The 26,006-nt window shown below is 71.7% G+C and carries 17 protein-coding genes; 6 read left to right on the top strand and 11 right to left on the bottom strand.

Features of this window, described 5'->3' with window-relative positions:
* Positions 1-3: 3 nt before the first annotated feature.
* From BO39_RS14450 to BO39_RS14435, 4 genes are read left to right on the top strand one after another with little or no spacing between them, the layout of a single operon-like run.
* On the top strand, positions 4-741 hold the full coding sequence (locus tag BO39_RS14450) for a PIG-L deacetylase family protein (RefSeq protein WP_043834469.1): 738 nt from the start codon (positions 4-6) through the stop codon (positions 739-741).
* Positions 741-1,373, top strand: coding sequence for a uracil-DNA glycosylase (locus tag BO39_RS14445; RefSeq protein WP_043834467.1), 633 nt, complete (start codon positions 741-743; stop codon positions 1,371-1,373). Before BO39_RS14450 ends, BO39_RS14445 begins: the two co-directional genes overlap by 1 nt.
* Before the next feature lie 10 nt (positions 1,374-1,383).
* Positions 1,384-2,970, top strand: a complete 1,587-nt coding sequence (mdoH, locus tag BO39_RS14440; RefSeq protein WP_052402097.1) for a glucans biosynthesis glucosyltransferase MdoH — start codon at positions 1,384-1,386, stop codon at positions 2,968-2,970.
* Entirely contained in the window at positions 2,960-4,243 is a 1,284-nt protein-coding gene (locus tag BO39_RS14435; protein ID WP_052402096.1) for an MFS transporter, read from the top strand. The genes mdoH and BO39_RS14435 overlap by 11 nt, the downstream gene beginning before the upstream one ends.
* Here BO39_RS14435 and uca read toward each other — a convergent pair.
* From uca to BO39_RS14385, 10 genes are all read right to left on the bottom strand, one after another.
* Positions 4,240-7,833, bottom strand: coding sequence for an urea carboxylase (gene uca, locus BO39_RS14430; protein ID WP_043834465.1), 3,594 nt, complete (start codon positions 7,831-7,833; stop codon positions 4,240-4,242). The two genes, BO39_RS14435 and uca, sit on opposite strands and share 4 nt — an antisense overlap.
* Positions 7,834-7,973: 140 nt before the next feature.
* On the bottom strand, positions 7,974-10,604 hold the full coding sequence (locus BO39_RS14425) for a nitrate reductase (RefSeq protein ID WP_043834462.1): 2,631 nt from the start codon (positions 10,602-10,604) through the stop codon (positions 7,974-7,976).
* Positions 10,604-12,229 (bottom strand): sulfite reductase subunit alpha, encoded by a 1,626-nt coding sequence (locus tag BO39_RS14420; RefSeq protein WP_052402095.1) that lies wholly within the window; start codon positions 12,227-12,229, stop codon positions 10,604-10,606. Before BO39_RS14420 ends, BO39_RS14425 begins: the two co-directional genes overlap by 1 nt.
* Positions 12,226-13,950, bottom strand: coding sequence for a NirA family protein (locus BO39_RS14415; RefSeq protein ID WP_245615170.1), 1,725 nt, complete (start codon positions 13,948-13,950; stop codon positions 12,226-12,228). Before BO39_RS14415 ends, BO39_RS14420 begins: the two co-directional genes overlap by 4 nt.
* Complete coding sequence (locus BO39_RS14410) at positions 13,950-15,140, bottom strand: NAD(P)/FAD-dependent oxidoreductase (RefSeq protein WP_052402094.1); 1,191 nt, start codon at positions 15,138-15,140, stop codon at positions 13,950-13,952. The genes BO39_RS14415 and BO39_RS14410 overlap by 1 nt, the downstream gene beginning before the upstream one ends.
* A complete protein-coding gene (locus BO39_RS14405; protein ID WP_043834457.1) occupies positions 15,137-15,937 on the bottom strand; it encodes an ABC transporter ATP-binding protein in 801 nt (266 codons plus the stop codon). Before BO39_RS14405 ends, BO39_RS14410 begins: the two co-directional genes overlap by 4 nt.
* Before the next feature lie 12 nt (positions 15,938-15,949).
* A complete protein-coding gene (ntrB, locus tag BO39_RS14400; protein WP_084698116.1) occupies positions 15,950-16,816 on the bottom strand; it encodes a nitrate ABC transporter permease in 867 nt (288 codons plus the stop codon).
* 2 nt (positions 16,817-16,818) lie between these two features.
* The gene (locus tag BO39_RS14395; protein ID WP_043834452.1) at positions 16,819-18,084 is read right to left on the bottom strand and encodes a CmpA/NrtA family ABC transporter substrate-binding protein; all 1,266 of its coding nucleotides are present in this window, start codon (positions 18,082-18,084) and stop codon (positions 16,819-16,821) included.
* Positions 18,081-19,151 carry a CmpA/NrtA family ABC transporter substrate-binding protein gene (locus BO39_RS14390; protein ID WP_043834450.1) on the bottom strand — a complete coding sequence of 357 codons (1,071 nt, stop codon included), beginning with the start codon at positions 19,149-19,151 and terminating at the stop codon, positions 18,081-18,083. The genes BO39_RS14395 and BO39_RS14390 overlap by 4 nt, the downstream gene beginning before the upstream one ends.
* Positions 19,152-19,364: 213 nt before the next feature.
* Positions 19,365-19,940, bottom strand: coding sequence for an ANTAR domain-containing response regulator (locus BO39_RS14385; RefSeq protein WP_043834447.1), 576 nt, complete (start codon positions 19,938-19,940; stop codon positions 19,365-19,367).
* Between the two features lie 130 nt (positions 19,941-20,070).
* Here BO39_RS14385 and BO39_RS14380 point away from each other — a divergent pair, with 130 nt between their 5' ends.
* The gene (locus tag BO39_RS14380; RefSeq protein WP_043834445.1) at positions 20,071-22,905 is read left to right on the top strand and encodes a phosphoenolpyruvate carboxylase; all 2,835 of its coding nucleotides are present in this window, start codon (positions 20,071-20,073) and stop codon (positions 22,903-22,905) included.
* Between the two features lie 291 nt (positions 22,906-23,196).
* On the opposite strand, the gene BO39_RS14375 is transcribed toward BO39_RS14380, so the two are convergent.
* The gene (locus BO39_RS14375; protein WP_043834443.1) at positions 23,197-24,423 is read right to left on the bottom strand and encodes a 3-hydroxybenzoate 6-monooxygenase; all 1,227 of its coding nucleotides are present in this window, start codon (positions 24,421-24,423) and stop codon (positions 23,197-23,199) included.
* A gap of 198 nt (positions 24,424-24,621) precedes the next feature.
* Between BO39_RS14375 and gtdA the strand changes: the two genes are divergently transcribed.
* Positions 24,622-25,695: a gentisate 1,2-dioxygenase gene (gtdA, locus tag BO39_RS14370; protein WP_052402093.1), complete on the top strand. Its 1,074-nt coding sequence runs from the start codon at positions 24,622-24,624 to the stop codon at positions 25,693-25,695.
* The last annotated feature ends 311 nt before the right edge of the window (positions 25,696-26,006 follow it).

Genomic DNA, 26,006 nt, shown 5'->3' with positions numbered 1-26,006 from the left:
CGGATGCCGCTCGCCCTCGCCCTCTCGCCGCATCTCGACGACGCCGCCTTCTCCGCCGGAGGGGCCCTTGCCCGCCTGGCGCAGGAGGGCTGGGAAGTGGTGGTGGCCACGATCTTCACCGCGACCGTGCCCCACCCCAGCGGCTTCGCCCTCGCCTGCCAGACAGACAAGGGCTTGCCGCCGGATGCCGACTACATGGCGATCCGCCGGGCGGAGGACCGGGAAGCCTGCGCCGCCCTTCGTGTCCGCCCGCTGCACCTGCCGCTGCGCGAGGCCCCGCATCGCGGCTACACCTCCGCCGCCGCCCTCTTCGCCACGCCGCGCGCGGACGACATGGCGCATCTCGACGCCGCCGAGACGATCGAGCGGTTGCTGGCCACCCTGCGGCCGGACCTGCTCCTCGCCCCGCAGGCCATCGGCGGGCATGTGGACCACGTCCTCACCGTGCGCGCGATCCAGATGGTGGATCCCGGCCTGCCCATCCTCTGGTGGCGGGACTTCCCCTACACGACGCGCGCCGACACGCCCCACCGCCCTTTCGAGGCGATGCTTTCCCGCTTCCCCGAGGCCGCGCTGCCCACGGACCCCGCGGCGAAGCACGCCGCCTGCGCGGCCTATGCCACCCAGCTCGGTTACCAGTTCGGCGGCCCCGCCGGCCTCGCCCGCGCCCTGGCCGCGACGGGCGGGGAGGAGATGGCGCGCGCCCAGGGCCACGCGCCGGCACTGACCCGGGCCGCCTGATGCCGCGCGGCCCCTACGCCGGTGCCTTGTCCAACCCGGTGGAACTCGAGGCGCGCCAGATCCTGCTGGAAACCGCGCCGCATACGGCCCCCGTCCGAGCGCTCGCCCACCGCATCCGCGAGGCCACCGGTCGCCCCGTGCCCGACCCGGACCCGCTGGACGGCGGCGTGGAGGCGCGGCTCCTCCTCCTGCTGGAGACGCCGGGTCCGCGCATGTCGCACGAGCACGCCATCGTCTCGCGCGACAAGTCCGGCGGCACCGGTGCCAACCTCCGCCGCTTCCTCGGCGCCGCCGGCATCGCGCGGGGTGATACGCTGATCTGGAACGCCGTGCCCTGGATCATTCACGCGCCCGGCGCCCTCAACCGCGCGCCGCGGATGGCGGAGCTGCGCACCGGCCTCGGCTTCCTGCCCGCGCTGCTGGAGCTGATGCCGCAGCTTCGCGTCGCCGTGCTGGCCGGGCGTTTCGCTGCCGCGGCGGAGCCGGTGATCCATGCTGCCCGTGCCGCGTTGCCCGTGCTGGCCATGCCCCATCCCAGCCCGACCTATGTCTGCACCAGCCCGGCCATCCCCGCCCGGATCGCCGCCGTGCTCGACGAGGCCGCCGCCCTGCTCCGCGGCGCGCCAGCGTGAACGCCCACCCGTGGAGGTGACCGCGGAGCGCCGCCGGCTCTTCGCCGTCCTCGTCGCCCTCGTCGCGCTGGTGCTGGTTGATCTCGGGTTCCGGGTGCTTGCCCCCGGCGGCTGGACGGTCTGGGAGGTGCTGCTTCTCCTATGCCTGCTGGCCAATGCGCCCTGGCTGGGCCTTTCCGCCGCAACGGGCATCCTCGGCGCCGCCATTCGGCTTCGCGGTCAGGCCGAGGCACCCGCGCCCGCCGGCGGGCCCCTCGTGCTCCACACTCTTCTCGCCGTCTGCATCCGCGACGAGGACATGGATGCCGTGCTCCCGCCCCTCGCGCGCCTGCTCGACGGGTTGGCGGCGAGGGGCCATGGAGGCCACTTCGCCCTCGCCATCCTCTCCGACACGGCCGATCCCTGCCACGCCGAGGCGGAGGGTGCCGCCGTCCGCCGCCTCGTCGCGGGCCGTCCGGATGGGGCCGTGATCTACCGCCGGCGAGGGGAGAACACCGGCTACAAGGCCGGCAACGTGATGGACTTTCTCGACCGCCATTCGGCCGGCTTCGACCTTATACTGCTGCTGGACGCCGATTCCGAGATGACGCCCGAGGCCGTTCTGCGCATGGTGCGGGCGATGGAGGCCGACCCTCACCTCGCCATCCTCCAGTCCACCATTTCCGGCCGCCCGGCCGCGGCGCCTTTCGGCCGCCTCCTCGGCGCCGGCCATCGTCCGGGTTCGCTTACCTGGGCGGTCGGGCAGGACTGGTGGCAGGGGGCGGAGGGGCCCTTCTGGGGGCACAATGCCCTCCTCCGCATCGCGCCGTTCAGCACCCATTGTCGCCTGTCGCCGCTGCCGGACGGCAGCCATATTCTTTCCCACGATCATGTGGAGGCGGCGCGCCTGCACGCGGCCGGCTGGGCCGTGCGCGTGCTGCCAGACCCATCACCAGAGGGCGCGGGATCGCGTGAATCCCACCCGCCGAACCTGCCGGAGTTCCTCGTGCGGGACCGCCGCTGGGCGGCGGGCAACCTGCAGTACCGCCACCTGCTGCGCGATCCCTCCCTCGGCGCGCTCGGGCGGTTCCAGATGCTGCAGGCCATCCTGCACTACGTCCTCGGTCCGCTCTGGTTCGCCATGCTGCCGCTGGCCGCGATCAACGCCGCGACGGACGGGGAGGGAACGCCGCGCGGCGCGCTGATCCTGCTGCTGGTCCTCGGCTACGCGGCGCTGCACCTGCCGCGCCTGGCCGGCCACGCCGTCGCGCTCCTCCAGGGCGCTGGCTGGCCCTATTTCCGCACCGCCCTGGCCGAGAGCCTCTTCCTCCTCCTCTTCGATCCCATCGCGGCCTTCGACAAGACGCTGACGGTGCTCGCCCATGCCCTCGGCCTGCGCCGCGGCACCTGGGCCGCGCAGCATCGCGCCGAGCGTCGCGTCTCCTGGCGGGAGGCCGCGGTGCTTCTCTGGCCGCACACCCTGGCAGGCCTGCTCATCCTCTCCCTGCTCGCCGCTTCCGGCTCCGCCTTCGCCGTGCTGGCCGGGCTGCCTGCCCTCGCGGGGCTGCTGCTCGCCATTCCCTTCTGCGTCCTCACGGCCGCGCCCGATGCGCGCTGACACCGCCGGCCCGCTGATCGCCGCGCCCGCTTGGCGCTACGCGGTCATCTGCGGCCTCTACGCCTATCAGGGTCTCGTCGCCGGCTTCGCCCTCACCGCCCTGCCGAACCACTACGCGGCCATGGGCGCGACGGCGGCGGCGGTCGGCGCGCATGTCGCGACCGTCGGCCTGCCCTGGATCCTGCAACCCCTCTGGGGCCCGGTGGTGGACCGCTTCGGCGGCTTCGCCATGGGCCGGCGCCGCTTCTGGGTGGTGGCGGCGCTTACCCTCTCGCTGCTCGCCCTCGCCCGCCTGTTGCTGGTGGAGGACGAGAGCGTGGCGGGCTTGCCCATCGTCAGCGCCGTCTTCCTCGTCCAGAGCGCCTTCGCCGCCCTGACGGACACGGCGACCGACGGCATGATCATCGACAACGTGCCCGCCGAGCGTCTGGGAACCGCGAACGCAATTACCCGCGTCGGCTTCGTCTGCGGCGCCGCGCTCGGCGCCGCGCTCTTCGCCTGGATGCTGCCGGCCCATGGCCTGCACGCCTCCGCCATCGTGCTGCTGGCGATCGGCGTCCTCGCGCTGCTTCTGCCCCTCATTGTGCGCGAACGGGTGGAGGATGCCGTACTCTCGTTGCGCCCCGCCCCGGCGCAGGTGGCCGGCGAAACCTTGTTCCAACTCCTGCGGCGCCTGGCGGCCAGCTTCTCCGGCGGCACCACCCTCATCCTGCTCGCGATCTGCTTCGCCACCGACTACGCGGGCGCCCTGTTCCGCCTTCCGCTGACCGTCGAACTCATCCAGCACCGGGGGTGGGAAGCGGAGGCCTTGTCACGCTTCCAGGCCGCGACCGCCCTTGTCACCGGCACGGTCGGCGCCCTGCTGGTGGGGTGGTGGACAGACCGCGAGGGCACCTCCCGCGCGCTGGCGATCCTACTCGCCCTCTGCGCCGTCTCGCATGTTGGCGCAGCCGCCCTGCTCCTTCTGTCGGACCCCCGCTGGGCCGCGGCGGCGGGGCCGCTGGCGCTCGGCCTCTCCACCGTCATGCCCGCGCTGCTCTTCGTCGCCCTCGCGCCCGCCGTAATGCAGGCCAGCCTCGGCCCCGCGGCGGCCACGCGCTTCGCTCTCTTCATGGCCTCCCTGAACATGGGGGATGTCGCGGGCTCGGCCATGTCGGGCCAGGTCTCGGCGGCCGTTGGCCTGCCGCTGGTCGGAATTGCGGCGGGCAGTGCCTTCGGGTTGCTCGCCCTCCTGTCGCGCCTGGGGGCGGCGCGAAGCCTGGGGCTTTCCTAGGCCTCCTCCATCACCAGCAGCGTTTCCCCGGCCGTCACGGGGCGCCCCTGCCGGCAGCGGATGCTGCGGATGGTGCCGCCGATGGGGGCGGAGACGCGCAACTCCGTCTTCATCGCCTCCAGGATGACCACCGCATCGCCGGCGGAGACGATCTGCCCCTCCTCCACCAGCACCTTCCACACGCTGCCATGGATGTCAGCGGCCACCTTCCGCCCGTCCATCTCCTCCTCTGGCGGCGCCTCCACGACCTCAGCGGCGGGTTGCGTGTCCTCTTCGCGCCAGCGCGCCACCTCCTTCTCGAAGGCGACGGCCTGGCGGGCCTTGAAGGCGGCGATGCTCTCGGCCTGCTCGGCCAGAAAGGCCTCGTGCGCGCCGAGGTCGAAGACCTCCTCCTCGATGCGGATCGTGGCGCGGCCCTCGCGGAAGTCGTCGCGCAGCCGGTCGAGCTCCGCCTCGCTCACCTCGTAGTAGCGGACCTGGTCGAAGAATTTCAGCAGCCAGGGCTCGCCCGGCGCGAAAACGGGGTTGCGGAGGAACTTGTTCCAGATCGGCAGCGTGCGCCCGACCAGCTGGTACCCGCCCGGGCTGTCCATCCCGTAGATGCACATGTAGACGCCGCCGATGCCGACCGTGCCCTCGGCAGTGAAGGTGCGGGCGGGGTTGTACTTGCTGGTCAGCAGCCGATGGCGGGGATCGACGGGCACGGCACAGGGCGCGCCGAGATACACGTCGCCGAGGCCGAGGATCATGTAGCTCGTCGCGAAGATCGTGCTCTTCACCTCCTCCCGCGTGGCCAGCCCGTTGATGCGCTGGATGAAGTCCACGTTGTTCGGCAGCCAGGGCGCGCTGGCCCGCACCGTCTCGCGATAGCGGTCCACGGCGCCGAGCGTCGCGCTGTCCTCGAAGGCCATGGGCAGGTGGACCACGCGGGTCTTCACCTTCATGGCGGCCACCGGCGGCAGCTTCGCCTCGAGCACGATCAGCGCGTCCAGCAGCGCGCGCTGGTGGATCACGCGGCTGTCGTAATTCACCTGCAGCGAGCGCACGCCGGGGGAGAGTTCCAGGATGCCCGGCACCGGATCGGCCCTGAGCGCCTCCATCAGCGCGTGCACGCGGAAGCGGAAGCGCAGGTCGAGCACCGGCGGCCCGTATTCGAGCAGGATGTAGCGGTCGCCCGCCTGGCGATAGGCCACCTCCGGCCGGTCGCCCTCCGCCGGCAACTCCGCCAGCACACAGGCCGAGATGGTGCCCTCCGGCGCGAGGGAGGGCGCCTGCATCGCAACTACATCCGGCGCGGAAAGCGACGCGATCGCTGCATCCTGCGCGCGCTCCAGCGCCAGTGCCGTGTCGAAGGGGATGGGCCGGAAGCGGATACGGTCGCCCGGCTTGGCCTGCCCCACCTTCCACAACTCGGCCTTGGCGATCGTCACCGGGCAGACGAAGCCGCCCAGGCTTGGCCCGTCCCGCGTGAGGATTACCGGGCTGTCGCCGGTGAAGTTCACGCTGCCGATCGCGTATTCGCAGTCATGCACGTTGGAAGGATGCAGCCCCGCCTCGCCGCCGTCGCTGCGCGTCCATGTCGGCTTCGGGCCGATCAGGCGGATGCCCAGCCGGTTGGAGTTGTAGTGGACCTCGAAGGCGGCCGCGAAGAACCCTTCGATGGCCTCGGTGGTGAAGAAGTCCGGCGCCCCGTGCGGCCCGTAGAGAACGCCCACCTCCCATTCCGTGGGATAGGCGGGCACCAGGGCCAACGGTGCCGCGCCCGGCGCGGGCGCGTTGGCGGCCGGGCGTCCAAGCGGCAGCATGTCGCCGGCCCGCAGCACGCGCCCCGCATGTCCTCCGAACTGCCCGAGCACGAAGGTAGAGCGGCTGCCGAGATAGAGCGGCACGTCAAAGCCCCCGCGCACCGCGAGGTAGCTGCGGCAGCCGGACGTCGCGCGCCCGATCGCCAGCACCTGGCCCGCGCGCACCGTCACGGGCGCCCACCACGCCACGGGCTCGCCGTCCAGCGTCGCCGGCGCCGGCGCGCCGGTGAGCGCGACCACGCCATCCGTGTGGAAGCGCAGCGTCGGGCCAGCCAGCGTGCATTCCAGCCCTGCCGCATCCTCCGGGTTGCCGACGATGCGGTTGCCCAAACGAAAGGCGAGGTCGTCCATCGGACCGGAGGGCGGCACGCCCACGTCCCAGTGCCCGACGCGGCCGGGATAATCCTGCACCGTGCTGAAGGTGCCGGGCTCCAGCACCTCCGCCGCCAGGGCGTGATAGGCGAAGCGCGAGAGCGCCTGCGTGGAAACATCGCCAGCCGCGAAATCCGCGGAGGCCACCACCTGGCGGAGGTAGTCGAGGTTCGTCGCGATCCCGCCCAGCCGCGTCGCGTCGAGGGCCGCGCGCAGCTTCGCAATGGCGGCCGGTCGATCCTCGGCATGAACGATCAGCTTCGCCAGCATCGGGTCGTAATAGGGCGAGACCTCGGTGCCCGTGGAAACCCACCCGTCCACCCGCGCATCGGCGGGGAAGAGGACCTCCGTCAGCGTGCCGGGGGAGGGCTGGAACCCGTGCGCCGGATCCTCCGCATAGAGCCGCACCTCGATCGAGGCGCCCTTAGGCTCGGGCAGCACGTCGAGCGAGGGCGGCGTGCGGGCCGCGGTGCGGATCATCCATTCCACGAGATCGATGCCGAGCACGGATTCCGTGACGGGATGCTCGACCTGAAGCCGCGTGTTGACCTCGAGGAAGTAGAACTCCTCCCGCGCGCGGTCGTAGATGTACTCGACCGTGCCGGCGGAGCGGTACCCGACGGCCTCGCCCAGCCGCGCCGCGGAGTCGAGCAGCCGTGCGCGCACCGCCTGCGGCAGGTTCGGCGCGGGCGTCTCCTCCACCACCTTCTGGTTCCGCCGCTGCAGCGAGCAGTCGCGCTCCCCCAGCGCCACGACCTTGCCGCGGCCATCGCCGAAGATCTGCACCTCGACGTGCCGCGCGTCATCGATGCAGCGCTCGAGGAAGACGCCGCTGTCCTTGAAGAAGTTCGCGGCCAGCCGCTGCACCGCCTCCCAGGCCGCTTCCAGCGCCGTCTCGTCGGCGCAGCGCGTCAGCCCGATGCCGCCGCCGCCCGCCGTGCTCTTGAGCATGACGGGATAGCCGAGCCGCGCCGCCGCCCCCCGCGCCTCGTCCAGGCTTTCCAGCAGGCCGGTGCCGGGCGTCAGCGGCACGCCCGCCTCCTCGGCGATGGCGCGCGCGGCGTGCTTGAGGCCGAAGTCGCGCATCTGCTGCGCGGTGGGGCCGACGAAGGCCAGCCCGGCGGCCTCGCAGGCCTCCGCGAAATCCGCGTTCTCCGCTAGGAAGCCGTAGCCGGGGATGACCGCCTGCGCCCCCTCGGCCTTTGCCGCGGCGATGATCAGGTCGCGCCGGAGATAGGTCTCCGCCGCCGAGAAGCCCGGCAGCTCCACCGCCGCGTCGCAGGCCGTGACATGCGCGCTGTTGCGGTCCGCCGTCGAATGCACGGCGACGCTGCGGATGCCCATGGCCTTGAGGGTGCGCGCGATGCGGACGGCGATCTCGCCGCGGTTGGCGATGAGGACAGTTTGGAACACGAGGGGAGGGCTCCGGCTTCTTGGCCAGCCCGAGTCGTCCGTCCCGCGCGGGACGGCACCTGGGCCGCCGTGCAGCCGCAGCAAGCCTCATGCCATCGGGGTTTCCTTCGCCGCTCCGAGCGGTAGGGTGCCCGCCAGGATCAGACGGGCACCGGCTCGACGGCAGCTAGCAGGGCGGCGATCTCCGGGCGGCAGGAGCCGCAACCCGTACCCGCGCGGGTGGCCTCGCCCACGGCCGCCAAGCTGCAGGCCCCGCCCCGGATCGCGCCGCGCACCGCCTCCTGCGAGACGCCGTGGCAGACGCAGAGCGTGGGGGAGGGCGGTGGCCCGTCCGCCGGCCGCCCGGCAAGCAGCGCACCGACCGGCGCCGATCCGCCCGACGCCAGCAGCCCGGCCAGCCAGTCCCGCGGCGGCAACCGGTGCTGCGCCCCGAGGAACAGCGCTGCCTCCGCCCGCCCGCCGCGCAACAGCACGCCGCGATACAGACCGGCCGCAGGGTCCTCCAGCCGCGCCCATTCCGCGCCCTCCACCGGCAGCAGGGCGGCGATCCGCGCGAAGGCTTCTGCCGGCGCTTCGGCACCCGCCAACTCGTGCCGCCAGACGTTCTCGCCCGCCAGCGCCACGGCGGCCCAATCCGCGATCCCTGGTCCGAGGTCGCGACGCGCCACCAGGAAACCGTGCCAGGCAGGGGTGAAGGCCGACAGCGCTACCCGCGCCGACTTCAGCGCCGGCTGGCCGCTCACGGGATCGAAGGCCGGCGGCACCGTGCCGTTCACGCGCGCGGCGGGCGCTGCCTGCGCCGTCCAGTGCATTGGCGCGAAGACCGTGCCGCGCCGCTGCCCGGCATCGTGGCGCAGCCGCAGCACCGCGCTGGCGCCTTCATGGCCGGCGATGCGGGCCAAGGCCCCATCCTCGATCCCCCGGGCATCGGCGGGGTGGACGGCCAGCACCGGCTCCGGCGCGTGCGCCATCAGCCGTGGCACGCCGCCGGTGCGCGTCATGGTGTGCCACTGGTCGCGCAGCCGACCCGTGAGCAGCGTCAGTCGGCCATCATCCTCAGCCCTCGCCCGGTGCGACACGGGCACGAGGCGTGCACGGCCCGCAGGAAAGGCGCCGTTGCCGAAGAAGCGCGCGGGGGCCGCGCCCGCGGCAGGAACCGGCCAGCGCGTCGGCACCATCGCGTCGTACTCCGCGTCAGTCATCCCTGCGAGGCCCGAGATGTCGAAGGCGCGCTGGCCGCCATTGCCGAGCCCGGTCAGCGCCGCGTGCTCGCGGAAGATCGCGGCCGGCCCGTTCCACGCGAAATCCGCACCCCATCCCAACCGCGCCGCCACCTCCGCGATGATCCACCAGTCCGGCCGCGCCTCGCCCGCCGGGCGCATGAAGCCGCGCTGGCGGGAGATCACACGCTCCGAATTCGTCACCGTGCCGCTCTTCTCCGCCCAGCCGAGCGCGGGCAGGCGGACATGGGCGTGCGGCATCGTATCCGTCGTCGCCATGCAGTCTGAGACGACGAGGAAGCGCGCGCGCGCGAGCGCGTTCCGCACCGCCTCGCCATCCGGCATGGAGACGGCGGGATTGGTCGCCATGACCCAGAGCGCACCAATCCACCCGGCTGAGACCGCACGGAACAGGTCTACCGCCTTCAGCCCCGGCCCCGCCGCCAGATTCGGCGCGTTCCAGTGGGTGCGCACGAGATCGGCCTCTCCCGGCACGGACCAGTCGAGATGCCCGGCGAGGATATTCGCCAGTGCCCCCACCTCGCGCCCGCCCATCGCGTTGGGCTGACCGGTGATGCTGAAGGGCCCGGCGCCCGCCTTGCCAATGCGCCCGGTCAGCAGATGCGCGTTGATGATCGCGTTCGCCCCGTCCGTGCCCGTCTCGGACTGGTTGATTCCCTGACTCCAGAGCGTGACGACGCGCGGCGTCGACGCGAACCAATTAAGGAAAGTGGCGAGATCGGCCGGGTCGAGGCCCGTGCGCGCCGTGGCATCGGCGGCGTCGGCGCGGGCGGCGGCCAGCGTCGCGTCCAGTCCCTCCGTATGCGCCTCCACGAAGGCCGGATCCCGGAAGCCACCGGCGTCCAGATGTGCGAGCAGCGCGTTGAACAGAGCGACATCCGATCCAGGCCGGATCGCCAGATGCAGGTCCGCGCCCTCCGCGCTGGAGGTCCGGCGCGGATCGACGATGACCAACCGCGTGGAGGGCCGCTGCGCGCGAGCCGCGGCGATGCGCTGGAACAGCACCGGATGGCACCAAGCTAGGTTGCTCCCGACCAGCACGATCAGGTCCGCCGCTTCCAGGTCCTCGTAGATTCCCGGCACCACGTCCTCGCCGAAGGCCCGGCGATGCGCGGCGACCGCGCTGGCCATGCAGAGGCGAGAGTTGCTGTCGATGTTCCCCGTGCCAAGGAAGCCCTTGGCCAGCTTGTTCGCGGCGTAGTAATCCTCTGTCAGAAGCTGGCCTGAGACGTAGAGCGCCACGCCGTCCCGCCCGAGCTCCGCCTGCGCGCGGCGGAACCCCTCCGCCACCGCGTCCAGCGCCGCGTCCCAGGAGGCGCGTTTGCCGCGGACCTCCGGGTGCAGCAGGCGCCCGGGCAGGTCCAGCGTCTCGCCCAGCGCCGTGCCCTTGCTGCACAGCCGCCCACGATTGGCGGGATGATCCGGATCGCCCGCCACGCGCCCGTCCGGCGCCGCGAGAACCCCGCAGCCGACGCCGCAATAGGGGCAGGTGGTGCGCGTAAGGCCGGGGGGAGAGGGCAGCGCGTCCATCAGTAAACGTCGCGCTGGTAGCGGTTCTGCCGGGCGAGGGCCACGATCCAGTCGCGCGCCGCATCCGCGTCCATGCGCCCCTCGCTCATCGCGATGCCGCGCAGCGTCGTGTCCACGTCCTTCGCCATACGCGAGGCATCGCCGCAGATGTAGAAGCGCGCGCCGTCCTGGAACCAGCGCCAGAGATCGGCCGCCTGCTCCTTCATGCGATCCTGCACATAGGTCTTCTTCGCGCCCGGATCGCGCGACCAGGCGAGCGACAGCCGCTCCAGCGTGCCATCCGCAAGCCAGCCCTCGATCTCAGGCCGGAAGAGGTAGTCGGTGGAGGATCGCTGGTCGCCGAAGAAGAGCCAGGTGCGCCCCTTGATGCCCAACGCCGCGCGGTGCTGCAGGAAGGCGCGGAAGGGCGCGATCCCCGTGCCCGGCCCGCACATGATCACGGGGGTGGCGGCGTCCTCCGGCAGGCGGAAATGGCTGACCTGCATATAGGCCGGCATCGCCGCCGCCAGCGCCCGCTCCCGGTCGCCCGGCACCGTATGCGCGCCGCCCTCGGTCAGTGCCCGGAACCCAAGATGGGAAGACGCCACGCCCTGGCGCACCCGCCCGCGCCGCTCCGCCTTCACCACGGAGACGCAAAGCTCCACCTTGCCCGGCACCGCCAGTGGCGAGGAGGCGATCGAGTAGAGCCGCGGCTTCAGTCCCGGCAGCGAGGCCGCGAGATCCGCGAGCGCGGGCCGCGCCGAGGGGAAGTGCTCCAGCAGGTCGAGCAGGTCCGCGTCCTGTGGCTGCGCGTCGTCATCCCCGTCCACGAGTTTGCGCAGCATGGCCGCCTCCTTCGCGTCGCGCGCGGCGCCCGCCAGAAGGTCGAAGGTGCGGTCCAGCGGCCGCGCGATGGCCAGATGCGAGAGGAAGGCCTCACGGACCGGCCTCGCCGCGCCGTCCGGGCAGGTCACCGGCTCCTCGCCTGTGGCGCCCAGGATCGCGAGGCAGCCCTCCACCAGCGCCGGATCATTGGGCGTGAGAAGCCCGAGGCTGTCGCCGGGCTCGTAGCGCAGCCCACTGCCCTCGAGATCCAGCACGACATTGCGGACGTCCTTCGCCGAGCCCTCGCCCGAGAGTGCGTGCGCCGCCAGCATCCTGATCGGCACCATCGCCGGCCCGCTCGCCTTCGGCGTTGCGGCCGGTGCCGCCACGGCGGGCGCCTCCGCCACAAGGGCCTTCAACGCCTTCTGCGTGGCCTTGCCGCCAGGAACGCAGAGCGAGAGCGAAGCCTCCACGCCCGAGGCGATCGCCTCCGCGTAGCTCTTGCAGACATACCCGCACTGCCCGCAGTCGAGCTGCGCCATCGCCGCCATGTACCGGCGCGAGGCCGGCTTGCCCGCCGCCATCGCCAGCCGCTCGTCGAGCGCGAGCGCGGGATCGTGCCAGGGGAAATCCTCCTCGGGCTCGGGCTCGGGCTCGGGCTCCGCGGCGGGCGCTGCACCCCCCGCCGCGCCGCCGTAGAGCCCGGCCAGGAAGCCGTTCAGCCAGGCGCGCTGTTCCGCTGAGAAAGGCGCGCTTTCCGGAATCAGCGGCACGGGCGCGGGCGAGGGGAAAGCGCCGGGAATGGGCGAGATGGCGTTCATGCGTGAGCATCCGCGGTCTCGCGTCCGGCCATGGCCAGCAGCGCGGCTTCGTCGTAGCGGGCGGTGAAGTCCTGGAAGCTGCTCTCCGGCGCACGCTCCTGCCAGGCGCGCAGCAGGTTGAGCACCAGCGGCGGCACCTCGTCATGCGGCACCTTCGCGAGAACGAGGCGGCCGATCCCCTGCTCGACACCGGCACCGCCGCCGACATGCAGGTCGTAGCCCTCCACCTCCTCCTCGCCGCGCTCCGCCTTCGCGCCGATCAGGCCGATATCGCCGATATAGTGCTGCGCGCAGGAGTTGTGGCAGCCCGTCAGGTGGATGTTGACCGGCTGGGCCACCGCGATCCGCGCATCGAGGTAATCGGCCAGTTCGGCCGCGTGCTGCTTCGTGTGCGCGGCCGCGAACTTGCACCCCGCCGCCCCCGTGCAGGCCACCAGCGCGCCCCGCACATGGCTCGCCGCCGTGCCGAGGCCAAGCGCCTCGATCGCCACGCAGGCCTCGCCCATCCGCTCGCGCGGGATGTCGGAGAGGAGCAGGTTCTGCCACACGGTCAGCCGAAGCGTGCCGCTGCCGAAGGTATCCGCGATGCGCGCCAGCCCGCGCAGACGCTCCACCGTGATGCGCCCGACCGGCAGGGAGACGCCCACATATTGCAGCCCCGCCTGCCGCTGGTCGTGCACGCCGAGATGCCCGTGCTTCTCGGGCGGCCTCGCCGTCTCAAAGCCATCGACCTCGCGCAACGGGGAACCGAGCTGCGCCTCCACCGCCTCGATGAAGCGAGGCAGGCCCCATGAATCGAGCAGGTACTTCAATCGCGCCTTGCGTCGGTCCGTCCGATCCCCATGCGCGAGGAAGACGCGCAGGATCGCGTCACACACCCGCACCACGTCCTCCGGCGCTATCACGCGCCCTGTGCCGCGCGCGAAGTCCCGATGCCCCGTGATGCCGCCGAGGGCAAGGCGGAACAGCACCTGCCCGCCCGCGCGCACCGCCGTGAAGGCGATGTCATTCGTGTCCTCCACCACCGCCACGCGCCCGCCGCCGTCGAGCGAGATGTTGAACTTCCGCGGCAGCCCGAAGAGATCGCGCGTGTTCAGGATGTGGTGGTGCAGCTTGCGCACGATGGCGCGTGTGTCGATCAGCTCGTCCGGATCAATCCCCGCCGTGGGGGAGGCGGTGATGTTGCGGATATTGTCCGCGCCCGTGCCCTTCGGCACGATGCCGAGATCCGCCAGCCTTTCAATCAGCTCCACGCCCCTGCCGGCCGGGATCTCGCGGATCTGGAGGTTGTTGCGGGTGGTCGCGTCCACGTAGCCACCCCCGCACTCCTCCGCAATGTCGGCGATCCCCCACGCCTGATGGGAGGAAAGGATGCCGCCGGGAATGCGCAGCCGGCACATGAAGGAATCCTGCGTCGGCCCAACATAGAACAGACCGTGCCAGCGCGTCGCCAGGTTCTCCAGCCCATGTGGAAACTTGCCGGCCTGGGCGCGCGCCTCCACCTCGTCCCAGCGGTCCAGCGGGTGCTTCTCCCGCTTCATCCGTTCCTCGGCCGTCAGCTTGCCGCCGGCCGCCACCGCCGCGTCCTGCGCCGCGCGCATCGCGTCCGTCGGCGCCCCACCCGCGGCCGCACCGCCGGGGGAGAGCGTACCTCGGCGGGCCTCGACGCCCGCCATGAAGCCCTTGAGGTAGTTCTGCTGCTCCGCCGAGAACTCGCTCATCACGCCGCATCCTTGAGCCAGGCCTGGCCGAGCGCCGCGTCCGCGCGCGATGCCACGGGCTGTCCGCTCGCGATCAGGTTTTGGTAGAACCCGGCCTCCGCCGTATCGCCGTAGAGCACGGCACCCACGAGCCGCTCGCCGCGCCACCACAGGCGGCGGTAGCTCTCACCCGCGCGCAGCGTTACCGCTTCCGCATCGGACGGCGCGACCTCGCCGCCGGACCAGACACGCGTACCGGAGACTTTCAGTGCGGCGGAGTCGGCGCGTGGTGCCCAGGCCGCGGCCTCCCCCGCGATCGTCGCCGCCGCGATCTCCGCCTGCTCCAGCGCGGGGGCAACGAGGCCGATCGTTCGTCCCCCCACCTCCGCACACTCGCCGATCGCCAGCACGTGCGGGTCGCTCGTGCGCATCGCGCCATCGGCCACGATCCCGCGGCCGACATCCAGCCCGCTCGCCCGCGCAAGGTCGGTGTTTGGCCGCACCCCGACCGACATCACGACCAGCCGCGCCGGGATGCGCTCGCCGCTCTTCAGCAGCACCGACTTCACGCGGTCGGTTCCCTCGATCGCTACCGTCTCCACGGGCATGTGCAGCGTCAGCCCGCGGGCGCGGAGGCGGTTCGCCAGCAGCGTGCCCGCGTCGTAATCAAGCTGCCGTTCCATCGGCCAGCCGACGGCGTGCAGAACCGTTACCTTCATCCCGCGCGCGGCAAGGCCAACCGCCGTCTCCAGCCCCAGCAGCCCGCCGCCGATCACGACAGCCGGTCCGCCCTCGCGCGCCACTCCGATCATCTGCCGCGTCTCAGCGAGGTCGCGCCAGGGGATCACGCCCGGCAGGTCTGCGCCCGGCAGCGGCAGGCGGAAGGACCGGCTGCCCGTCGCCAGCACGCACCGGTCGTAATCGATGCGCTCGCCCCGCCCCGTGACGGCCGCGCGCGCCGAGAGGTCGAGCGAGGCGATCGGCATCGCGGGCCGGTAGCGCACGCCAGCCGCCTTCAGATCGGCGAGCGTATGCGTGACCAGCGCCTCCTGCGCCACGTCGCCGGCGAGATATTTCGAGAGTGCCACCCGGTCGTAAGGCAGGGCCGCCTCGGCACCCGCCAGCACCACCTCGGCCCCGGGCAGGCGCCCGGCGACCCGGAGCGCGCAGCGCGTGCCGGCCGGACCGGCGCCGACGACGAGAACCCTCATGCCGCGGCCAGCCCAGGCGCGGTGTGGCGGTGGTGCAGGAACTCCAGCACCGCCGCGCGCGCCGCGATGAAGCGCGGATCGGCCACCAGCGCCAGCCTGTCGCGCGGCCGCGGCAGGTCCACCTCCAGGATCTCGCCGATGCGTGCGTTCGGGCCGTTGGTCAGCATCACAATGCGATCCGAGAGCAGCACCGCCTCGTCCACGTCATGGGTGATCATCATCACGGTGGTGCCGAGATCGGCGTGGATCTGCATGACCTGGTCCTGCAGGTGCGCCCGCGTCAGCGCGTCCAGCGCGCCGAAGGGCTCATCCAGCAGCAGCACCTTCGGCTTCATGGCCAGCGCCCGCCCGATGCCGATGCGCTGCTTCATGCCGCCGGAGATCTCGTTCGGCCGGCGGTCCTTGGCGTGCGTCATCCGCACCAGCGCCAGGTTCTGCATCGTCCACTCATGCCGCTCGGCCCGCGACATGATCTTCGACAGCGTCTGGTCCACCGCGAGCTTGATGTTCTCGTAGCAGGTGAGCCAGGGCAGCAGCGAATGGTTCTGGAACACCACCGCGCGGTCCGGGCCGGGGTCCGAGACCTCCTTGCCGTCCAGCACCACGCCGCCGCCCGTGGCCGGCAGCAGCCCGGCCACCACGTTCAGCAGCGTGGACTTGCCGCAACCGGAATGGCCGATGACCGAGACGTACTCGCCGCGTGCGACCTTCAGGTCGATCCCGTTCAGCACGGGCACGCGGGACCGCCCGAAGGCGACGGTGACATCGGAGATGTCGAGAAAGGGCTGGGTTGCCATGGGTGCCGTTCCTCAGACCGTCGCCGTGCCGCGGGTGACGAGATGCCCGACCAGCGCCATGGCGCGGTCCAGCGCGAAGCCGACAAGGCCGACATAGGTGAGGGCCACGATGATGTCGGACAGGTTGGAGGAGTTCCACGCGTCCCAGATGAAGAACCCGATCCCGACGCCGCCGATGAGCATCTCCGCCGCGATGATCGCGAGCCAGGAGAGCCCGACGCCGATGCGGAGCCCGGTGAAGATGTAGGGCGCCGCCGCCGGCAGGATGATCCGCACCCAGTAGGCCGGCCCGCGCAGTCGGATGACGGCGGCCACGTTGCGGTAGTCCTGCGGCACGTTCCTCACGCCGACGGCCGTGTTGATGATGATCGGCCAGACGGAGGTGATGAAGATCACGAAGATCGCCGAGGGCTGCGCCTCGCGGAAGGCGGCGAGCGAGAGCGGCAGCCAGGCGAGCGGCGGCACGGTGCGCAGCACCTGGAAGATCGGGTCCAGGCCCCGCATCGCGAGCTTCGAGGTGCCGATCAGCAGCCCCACCGCGATCCCGATGACGGCCGAGAGCGCGAAGCCCACCGCCACGCGCTGCAGGCTGGCCAGCAGGTGCCAGAACAGCCCCTTGTCCAGCCCGCCGCGATCGAAGAAGGGATCGACGATGAGGTCATGCGCGTCCGTCCACACCTTGGAGGGCGGCGGCAGCGTGGCGCCGGGGCCGCTCGCCACCACCTCCCACAGGCCGACGAGCGCCAGCACCACCACAAGGGGCGGCAGCACGCGCTCGGCAAGGGGGCGGATGCGCGCGCCCAGGCTCGGTGCCGGCATCGGCGCGGACTGGGTGACGGCCGGCGCCGCCGCCACCGGGGTCTGGACGGTCGCGTTCATGCTCAGGCCGCTCCGATCTTCTTGATGGAAAGCGAGGCGAGATAGGCCGCCGGGTTCTCGGGATCGAAGACCTTGCCGTCGAAGAAGGTCTCGCGCCCGCGGGAGGTGCCGCTCGGCATCTCGGCGTTGGGCACGCCGGCGCGGGCCGCGGCCGCGCGCCAGATCCCCTCGCGGTTCACCTCACCGATGAGCTTCGCCGTGTCCGTGTTCTCCGGCAGCACGCCCCAGCGGATATCCTCGGTCAGGAACCACGCCTCGTGGCTGCGGAAGGGATAGGAGGCGTGATCGCGCCAGAACTTCATCAGCAAGGGCGAGTTCTCGACCTTGCGGCCGTCGCCGTAGTCGATGTTGCCGCGCGTGCGGTCGATGATGTCGGCGACCGGCACGTTGAACCAGGCGCGGCGGCCGATGATCGTGCACATCTCCTGCCGGTTCGCATCCGCGTCGCACCAGCGCTGCGCCTCGATCACGGCGGCGGTCAGCGCCTCGGCCGCGTGTGGGTTGGCCGCTACCCAGTCGGCGCGCATGGCGAACGACTTCTCCGGGTGGTCACGCCACAGCTCGCCCGTCACGGCGGCGGTGAAGCCGATCTTCTGGTTCACCAGCTGGTCGTTCCAGGGCTCGCCCACGCAGAAGGCGTCCATCGTGCCGACCTTCATGTTCGCCACCATCTGCGGCGGCGGCACGACGATGGTCTGCACCTCGCGATCCGGATCGATGCCGCCGGCGGCCAGCCAGTAGCGGATCCAGAGGTCGTGCGTGCCGCCGCGGAAGGTCATGGCGACCTTGCTCTCGGCCGTCAGCACGCGCTTGAGCGGCGCGGCATCGAGCCGCACGCCCGTCCCCTTGTGCTTCTCGGCGACCGACAGTCCCTGGCCGTTTGTGTTCAGCCGCGCGAGGATCGCCATCGCCACCGGCTGGTTGTTCTGCGTCACGCGCCCGGTGTGCATGAGATAGGGCAGGGGCGTTAGGATATGCGCGCCGTCGATCCCGCCCGCGCCGCCGCCGAGAACGAGGTTGTCGCGCGTGGCCCCCCAGCTCGCCTGCTTGGAGACCTCCACCTCGGGCATGCCGTGCTTGGCGAAGAAGCCCTTCTCCTTCGCGATGATCAGCGGCGCCGCGTCCGTCAGCGCGATGTAGCCGAGCGTGGCCTTCCTCACCTCAGGCGTGGTGGCGGATTGCGCGAAGGCGCCGCGCGGCGTCGTGGCACGCGCGGCGGCGAAGAGCGCCGCCGTGGCGGCGATGGCTTGCCTGCGATGAAGGGTCACGCGGCGATCTCCTTGGGAAGGGTGACGGTCTCGGGTTCGGATTCGCCCAGCAGGGCGGCGGCGGCGCGCCAGGTGGCGTCGCCATAGGCGGCAAGGGCATCGGAATCGGGCACGGCCTCGGGCACGTGCCCCCAACGACGCATCTGCCGCAGCCACCAGGCCGCGGCTTCCGGGCGGGCCAGAGTCGCCTCGCGGAAGCGCATCGGTGCGGCCAGGGCGCGCGTGCCGTTCGCGGTCGGGATCAGGCCATTCAGCGCCAGCCGCACCGTTGCGCGGTCCATGGCCGGGAAGACCCGCTCGTGCATCAGGCGGGCGGCCTCGTCGCGGTTCGCGGGATCGTCGAGCCAGCGCGCCGCCGCGATCACGGCGGCGGTGACCGCCACCGCCTGATAGGCGGGCAGGCCGGGACGGAAGGCGAGCACCTTCTCCGGATGGTCCGGCCAAATGTCGCCGCCGGTCAGCGCCACCCGCCCCACGCCGAGCGCGGCCGCGTGGCTGCCCCAGGGTTCGCCAGAGAGGAAGCCGTCCACCTCGCCGCGCGCCAGGGCCGAAGCCGTGCGCGGCGGCGGCACCACCACCAGGCGCAGGTCACGGTCCGGGTCCAGCCCGCCGGAGGCCAGCCAGTGCCGCAGCAGGTAATGGTGGGAGGAGAAGGGAAACACCGCCGCCAGCCGCACCATCGGCCGCCCCGCGGCGGCGCGGCGGCGCACCGCTTTTGCGAAGGTATCTGCCCGCAGCGGAGTCCCTGCTGCGTCGAGCCCTGCTTCCTCCGTCATCGCCGGCGAAAGGGTGAGGGTGTTGCCGTTGCGGCCGATCCCGGCACCGACCGAGAGCATCGCGCGCACCCCGCCCAGCCCGCAGGCGAGCGCGATCGGCATCGGCGCGAGCATATGCGCGCCGTCGAGCAGCCCGTAGGCCACCCGGTCGCGCACCGCCGCCCACGCGGATTCCTCGGAGAGTGCGACCCGAACCCCGTGCTGCGCGAAAAGATCCAGCGAATCCGCCACGATCAGCGGCGCGGCATCGGTCAGGGGAACATAGCCAAGACGCAGGACGGTTTCCGACACGCGCGCTCCGGGGTTCCCTGGGGAACCGGGAGGCGGGCCGCCATTGGACCGCCGGTTGGCTGATCGGGGAGGGCAGGGGACTACGCCGTTGCAGTCCATCCCCATGCCCTCAATCACCATATCGCGGCGCAGCACGGCAAGAGGAAAATTGCTGCTCCTGCGGGCAGTCTTGTTAGAAGTGCGGCGAATAAGCACGTATAACGTGCCGAATGCTTAAATATTGTTCAGTAAAGCCTGGGCGACATCTGCGATTCGCTTCCCCTGGTCCATGGCTGCCCGTCGCAGGCGCCGATACGCCTCTTCCTCGGTCAGCCGCCCTTGCTCCATCAGTCGGGCCTTCGCGCGGTCGATCACCGTGCGCGCGGCCAGCGTCGCCCGCGTCGCCTCCAACTCCATCCGCATGGCGTGGTGCGCGCGGAAGCGGCGGATCGCCACCTCGATCACCGGGCGCACCCGGCCGGGCGCGAGCCCCTCGACCACATAGGCGGCCACCCCAGCCTCGAGCGCGGCCTCGATCTGCTCGGGCTCGCCGCGCTCGGCGAAGAGCACCACGGGCCGCGGCTCGTCACGGTTGAGGGCGCGCATGCTCTCCAGCGCGTCGCGGCCAGGGTCATCGAGGTCGCAGACAATGACCTCCGCCCCCGATTCACGCGCCAGCCGCGTCAGGTCCGCCGTGTCGGAGACCAGCGCGACCACCTCGTAGCCCGCCGCCTCCAGCCCGGACGAGACCAGAGCCGCCCGATCCGCATCCGCATCCACCAGCAGAACCCGCAGGCTTTCGGCCTCCACGAAACGCCCCCGGCCCTTGCCGGCGTGCTGCGCCGCACACGCAAGGCCTTTGCCAGAGCCGTCGCCGCCCCCACCCTCTGAGGGGCGCCCGTTCTTGCGATGGGCCCCGGCACGGAGCGAGAGCAGAACGATGGACCAGCATTCCGCCGAGGCGCCCGACCCTCATCGCGCGGCCGTCCCCGGTCCCGACCTTCTCGCCATGGCCGCGAAGGCCCGCGCGCAGGGCCGGGGCGATCCCTTCGGCGCGCCCGTCCTGGCCATGGCCCTGTCCCTGAGCCGCCGCCTGGATGACGGCGAGCTGACCCTGCCCGACCTGCGCGCGGCGCTGCGGCACATCGGCGACCTCGCCTTCGCCGACCGCGCGGCATCCCTTGCCCGCAAGCTCGGCGGCACCGATGCCGGAGCGACCGACGCAGCCCTCATCGCGGTCGCCAGTCGCACCGCGCGCCCGGACCCCGCCGACAGCCCCGTTCCCTTCGCCGCCTTCCGCCAGGCCTGCGAGCGACCGCGCGCCGCGGCCGTCTTCACCGCCCACCCAACCTTCTCCCTGCCGCGCGACACCAATCGCGCCCTGGCCGAGGCCGCCTGCGGCACGCCCCCGCCCCCCGGCCTGCCGCTGCGCCCCGTGCCGCCCGACCTGGAGGAGGAGTTCACCCAGGCCGTTGCCGCCATCGCCAACGGGCGGGATGCGCTGGACCGTCTGGCCGCCGCCTTCCTGGCGGTCGCGCGCGACACCTGGCAGGACCGTTGGCGAACCCTCATGCCCGCTCCCGTCCTCCTCTCCTCCTGGGTCGGCTACGACACGGATGGGCGGACCGATATCGGCTGGCAGGACACGCTGCGCCTGCGCCTGCGGATGAAGGAACTTGGCCTCGCCCGGCTGGAGGCGCAGATCGCCGCCCTCGCCCTCGATGCCACCCAACCGCTGCTGGACCGCCTTGCTACCGCGCTGGACGCCGTGCGCGCGCAGATCATGGCCTGCCCGCCGCCGGGCACACCGGAGCCCGAGGCGGCCCAGCGCTTCGCGAGGCTCCTCGTCGGCCGGCGGGAGGAGGCGCTGACCACGCCCGAGCCCCTGCTGGAGCTCTTCGGCGCCGCCATCGACGCGGCGCCCGACGATCAGGCACGCCTCGCCCTCTGCGTCGCCCGCGCGGGGCTCGCGGCCCACGGGCTGTCGCTCGCCCAGACCCACACGCGCCTTAACTCGGCGCAGCTCCACAACGCCGCGCGGCTGCGCGTGCCCGCCCTCGGCGGCGCGCCCGACGACGCCGCACGCCGCCGCGCCCTCTTCGGCGCCATCAACGCGGCGCTGGACGAGGCCAGGCCCGAGCCGGTCGACACCGGCGGCCTCCTCGCGGAGTCGTCGAGCGCCATGCGCCTGATGATGACGGTCGCCCAGATTACGAAGCACGTGGACGCCTCCCAGCCCGTGCGCTTCCTCGTTGCGGAGACCGAGAGCGGGTTCACCCTCCTGGCGGCCCTCTTTCTCGCGCGCCTCTGCGGCGTGGAGCGGCACGTCGAGATCAGCCCCCTCTTCGAGACAGCGGAGGCCCTGGAGCGCCGCGGCGAGCGCGTGATCGAGGAGGCGCTCCGCTCCCCGCACTGGCGCGAGTACCTCCGCGGCATCGGCCGGCTCTGCCTGCAGTTCGGCTACTCGGATTCCGGCCGCTATATCGGCCAGCCCGCGGCCAGCCACCTCATCGAGCGCCTGAAGCTCCGCGTCGCCGACCTTCTCGCCCGCCACGGCCTGGGCGCGCTGGAGGTCGTGCTCTTCGAGACTCATGGCGAGGGCCTCGGCCGCGGCGGCCATCCCGACGGCCTCGCCGCGCGCCTCGACTACCTCGACCCGCCCGCCGTCCGCGCCGCCTTCGCCGCCGCCCGCATCCCGACGCGCATCGAGACGAGCTTCCAGGGTGGCGACGGCTACCAGCTCTTTGGCACGCCGGCCCTCGCCCATGCCGTCGTCGCGCGCATCGCCGAGCACGCGTTCGCGCCTCCGCCGGGCGAGGTAACTGATCCCGTCTATGCCGAGGCCGGCTTCGCCGCCGACCTCTTTGCGGGCATGCGCAGCGCCATGGGCGCGCTGGTGGACGACCCCGGCTATGCCGGCCTGCTTGGCGGCTTCGGCCCCGCGCTGCTGGACCGCACCGGCTCCCGCCCCGTCGCCCGGCAGAGCGACACCGGCGGCCCCGCCACCATCCGCCACGCGCGCGAGCTTCGCGCCATCCCCAACAATGCCGTGCTGCAGCAGCTCGGCTTCCTGGCCAACCTCACCCACGGCCTCGGCGCCAACGCCTCGCGCGAGCCGGAGGGCTTCGCGGAGCTCCTCCGCAGATCCCCCCGCTTCGCCGGCGCCATGGCCTTCGCTCGCGCCGGCCTCTCCCTTTCGGACCCTGACGTGCTGCGTGGCTACGTCGCGACCGTCGATCCCGGCATGTGGCTCGACCGCGCGGCCAATGCCCGCACACCCGCGAACGCCGCCTCCCTCTCCGCTGTCGCAACCGCCCTGGAGGAGCAGGGCCTGGGCGATCCCGTCCGCCGCGTCTTTCGCAGCCTGCTCGCCGACCAGACCTCCCTGCGCCGCGCATGGCCCGCGGAAGGGGAGGCGCCTCGCATGTCAGACCGCCTCTTCGCCGTGCACGCCCTGCGGCTGCTGCTGATACACCGGATCTGGATGCGCGCCGTAAACATCCCGGAGTTCTCCCCCCGTCACGGCGTGACGCGCGACGGCCTGCTTCGCCGCTTGCTGCGCCTGGACGTGGAAGAGGCCGCGAAACTCCTGGATGGCGTCTTCCCCGCCCACGAACCGCCCAGCGCCTCGCTGGACTATGGCGAACCGCCCTCGCCCCGCTACGGCGGCTATGGGAGGGAGCACGCGGAGCTTATGGAACCACTGCGGGAACTCTTCGCGATGGTGCGCGAGGCGAGCGCGGTGGTGTCGCTGGAGTGCGGGGCCTTCGGGTAGTGATCTGAACTGTCCGGCGCTGATGGCCCTGGAGAGGGCGCTGCCCTCTCCAGACCTCACCCGCCAGGGGCCTGAGGCCCCTGGACCCGCATCTGGCTGTCGCGGATGCGGTGATGAAGGGCCGGTTCTGTTTCCCGGGGCCCTTTCCTGGGCGTGCCGTCGCCTTGGATCCAGGATCCGAGGCGCACCGGTCGCGAGGTTACCTCAAACTTGAAGAAGATGATGGAGAGGGGGCCGGGGAGAGGAAGAATTCCTTCTTCCTCTCCCCGGAGTCACCAGCACCGGCTGTCCTCAAACCTCAGCCGTCACCCGCGCTGCGGTCGGTGCATCCCCCAGTCCCGTATCGCCGTAGAGCCAGTGAATCGTGTCGTACCACTGCTCCTGACTCTTGCTGGACATGATGCTGTTCCGCAGCGCCGCGTGTGCGCCAGCCGGGTGGTAGATGTGGTCCCCCACCGCGCGGGACTGGAGTTGCACGCGCGCTGTCCGCAGCACGCGGCGACGGCGATAGGCTTCCAGCGCCGCCTCCGCATCGCCGGGATGCGCCGCCATCTCTTGGGCGAGGCAGACGCCGTCCTCCATCGCCATGCAGGCGCCCTGCGCCAGGTATTGCAGCGTGGGATGTGCGGCGTCGCCCAGCACGGCCACGCGGCCATCCACCCATCTCTCCGTGGGATCGCGGTCGCAGAGCACCCAAAGCTTCCAGTCCCGCCCGTGGCGGATGATGCTCTGCGCCTTAGGATGCACGTGCTCGAAGCCGCGCATCACCTCCTCCTCCTCCACGGGTAGGCCGGCCACCGGCTCTGGCGCGTCGTTGTGGTAGGTGACGACGAGATTGAAGGTCTTCCACCCGGAGAGCGGGTAGTGGACGATGTGGCACTTCGGCCCGGCCCAGAGCGTCGCCGCGTTCCAGCGCAGGTCCTCGGGCATCTGCTCGGTCGGGATGACGGAACGATACGTGGTATGGCCGGTCACGCGCGGCGGGCCATCGCCCACGACGCGGGTGCGGATGCGAGACCACAATCCGTCCGCTCCGATCAGCACGGAACCCGGAACCGCCTCGCCGGATTGCAGAAGGGCCGTCACGCCGCTGCCATCCTGCTCGTAATCCATGACCGCGCAGCCGGTGCGCAGCGTGATGCGCGGACTCGCCTCGCAGGCGCGGAGAAACACGCCGTGCAGGTCGCCCCGATGCACGACGGCGTAGGGGTTGCCGAAGCGGCGGCGGAAGGGCTCCTTCAGGTCGATGGTGGCGATGTCCTCGGCCGTCAGCGCGTCCATCAACCGAAGCTGGTCCACGTAGACGGCCATGGCCCGCGCCGCGTCGCCGATACCCAGGTGGTCGAAGGCCTGGAAGGCATTGGGGCCGAGCTGGATGCCTGCGCCGATCTCGCCCAGCACCGGTGCGCGCTCCAACACCGTCACGTCGAAGCCGGCGCGGGCGAGCCCGAGGGCCGCGGCCAGCCCGCCGATGCCGCCACCGGCGATGAGGATCGGCTTCTCCTGGCGAGTGGTCATCCTTGGTCCTCCGGGTGCATGGTCTTCTTGTCGGCGTTCGCTTCGTCGCGGCCGTTCAGGGTCGGCCGCCGAGGGGGCTGGGAGAGGGTGGTGGGAACGACCACATCCCCCGCCGCAACCCGAACGGGGCAGCTTAACAGGATTGACCCTACACGGATTGTCCGTATACGGTCAAACAGCAAAGGAGGGACGGCGACGATGGACACAAACGTGAATTCCGCGCCCGGCACGCAGGACGCAGCGGTGGAGGCGAAGCGCCAGGAATTCTACGGCCGCATCGGCCAGCAGAACCTGACGCCCCTCTGGCTGTCGCTCGCCGAGCTCGTCACGCCCGAGCCGCGCAGCGCCTGCCGCCCGGCCAGCTGGCGCTTCGACGAGATCCGCGCCGCGATGATGGAGGCCGGCAGCCTCATCACCGCCAAGGAGGCCGAGCGCCGCGTGCTGGTGCTCGAGAACCCCGGGCTCCGCGGCCAGTCCCGCATCACCACCTCGCTCTATTCCGGCGTGCAGCTCGTCCTGCCCGGGGAGGTCGCGCCCGCGCACCGCCACACCCAGACCGCGCTGCGCTTCGTGCTCGAGGGCAGCGGCGCCTACACCGCCGTGAACGGCGAGCGCACGATCATGGAGGAGGGCGACTTCATCATCACGCCCCCCATGTCCTGGCACGACCACGGCAACGAGAGCGACCGGCCGATCTTCTGGCTCGACGGTCTCGACATCCCCGTAGTCCAGCTCCTCGACGCCTCCTTCGCGGAACACCTCGGCCAGGACGAGCAGCCCGTCACGCGCCCGCTCGGCGACAGCGACGCGCGCTTCGGCGCCAACCTCATGCCGGTGGACCACAAGCCGAGCGGCGGCAGCTCGCCCGTCTTCAACTATCCTTACGCCCGCACGCGCGACGCGCTGGAGCGCATGCGCCGCGCCGAGGCCTGGGATCCCTGCCACGGGCTGAAGATGCGCTACACCAACCCTGTCACCGGCAATCACGCCATGGCGACGATGGGCACCTTCATCCAGCTCCTGCCGAAAGGCTTCTCCACCGCCGCCTACCGCTCCACCGACGCGACCGTCTTCGTGCCGATGGAGGGCCGCGGCCGCAGCATCATCGGCGACGACTTCGTGGTGGACTGGGGCAAGCGCGACGTCTTCGTCGTCCCCTCCTGGAAGAAGGTTCGCCACGAGGCGGCGGAGGAGAGCGTCCTTTTCTCTTTCTCCGACCGCCCGGTGCAGGAAGCGCTGCACCTCTGGCGCGAGGACCGCGGCAACGCCTGATGGGGCGACGCTGGTGACTGCGGGGAGAGGAAGAAGGAATTCTTCCTCTCCCCGAACCCCTCACCATCATCTTCTTCTATCTGTTTGGAATCGCTGAGCGGCCGGTGAGCCTCGGGTCGTGGACCCGAGGCGACTGCACGTGCGGGAAGGGCGCCGGGAAAAGAACCGGCTCCCATCATTCATCCGCGCCAGCCAGATGGAAATCCAAGGGCCTCAGGCCCTTGGCGGGCGCGGGACGAACGCTGCGCGTTCGCCCGGAGGTACGGAGAGGGCAGCGCCCTCTCCGGGGCCAGCAAGGCGGCAGTGACGAA

Source organism: Roseomonas aerilata DSM 19363 (assembly GCF_000711725.1).
GTDB classification, from domain to species: Bacteria; Pseudomonadota; Alphaproteobacteria; order Acetobacterales; family Acetobacteraceae; genus Roseomonas; species Roseomonas aerilata.
Note: the sequence above shows the minus strand (reverse complement) of the source record. Positions and strands in the feature narration are given on the sequence as shown.

What these genes read in the sequence shown, in the direction of transcription:
- BO39_RS14450 (WP_043834469.1), top strand. Translation starts at nt 4, where the DNA reads ATGCCGCTCGCCCTCGCCCTCTCGCCGCATCTCGACGACGCCGCCTTC.
- BO39_RS14445 (WP_043834467.1), top strand. Translation starts at nt 741, where the DNA reads ATGCCGCGCGGCCCCTACGCCGGTGCCTTGTCCAACCCGGTGGAACTC.
- BO39_RS14435 (WP_052402096.1), top strand. Translation starts at nt 2,960, where the DNA reads ATGCGCGCTGACACCGCCGGCCCGCTGATCGCCGCGCCCGCTTGGCGC.
- BO39_RS14425 (WP_043834462.1), bottom strand. Translation starts at nt 10,604, where the DNA reads ATGGACGCGCTGCCCTCTCCCCCCGGCCTTACGCGCACCACCTGCCCC.
- BO39_RS14420 (WP_052402095.1), bottom strand. Translation starts at nt 12,229, where the DNA reads ATGAACGCCATCTCGCCCATTCCCGGCGCTTTCCCCTCGCCCGCGCCC.
- BO39_RS14415 (WP_245615170.1), bottom strand. Translation starts at nt 13,950, where the DNA reads ATGAGCGAGTTCTCGGCGGAGCAGCAGAACTACCTCAAGGGCTTCATG.
- BO39_RS14410 (WP_052402094.1), bottom strand. Translation starts at nt 15,140, where the DNA reads ATGAGGGTTCTCGTCGTCGGCGCCGGTCCGGCCGGCACGCGCTGCGCG.
- BO39_RS14405 (WP_043834457.1), bottom strand. Translation starts at nt 15,937, where the DNA reads ATGGCAACCCAGCCCTTTCTCGACATCTCCGATGTCACCGTCGCCTTC.
- ntrB (WP_084698116.1), bottom strand. Translation starts at nt 16,816, where the DNA reads ATGAACGCGACCGTCCAGACCCCGGTGGCGGCGGCGCCGGCCGTCACC.
- BO39_RS14380 (WP_043834445.1), top strand. Translation starts at nt 20,071, where the DNA reads ATGGACCAGCATTCCGCCGAGGCGCCCGACCCTCATCGCGCGGCCGTC.
- BO39_RS14375 (WP_043834443.1), bottom strand. Translation starts at nt 24,423, where the DNA reads ATGACCACTCGCCAGGAGAAGCCGATCCTCATCGCCGGTGGCGGCATC.
- gtdA (WP_052402093.1), top strand. Translation starts at nt 24,622, where the DNA reads ATGGACACAAACGTGAATTCCGCGCCCGGCACGCAGGACGCAGCGGTG.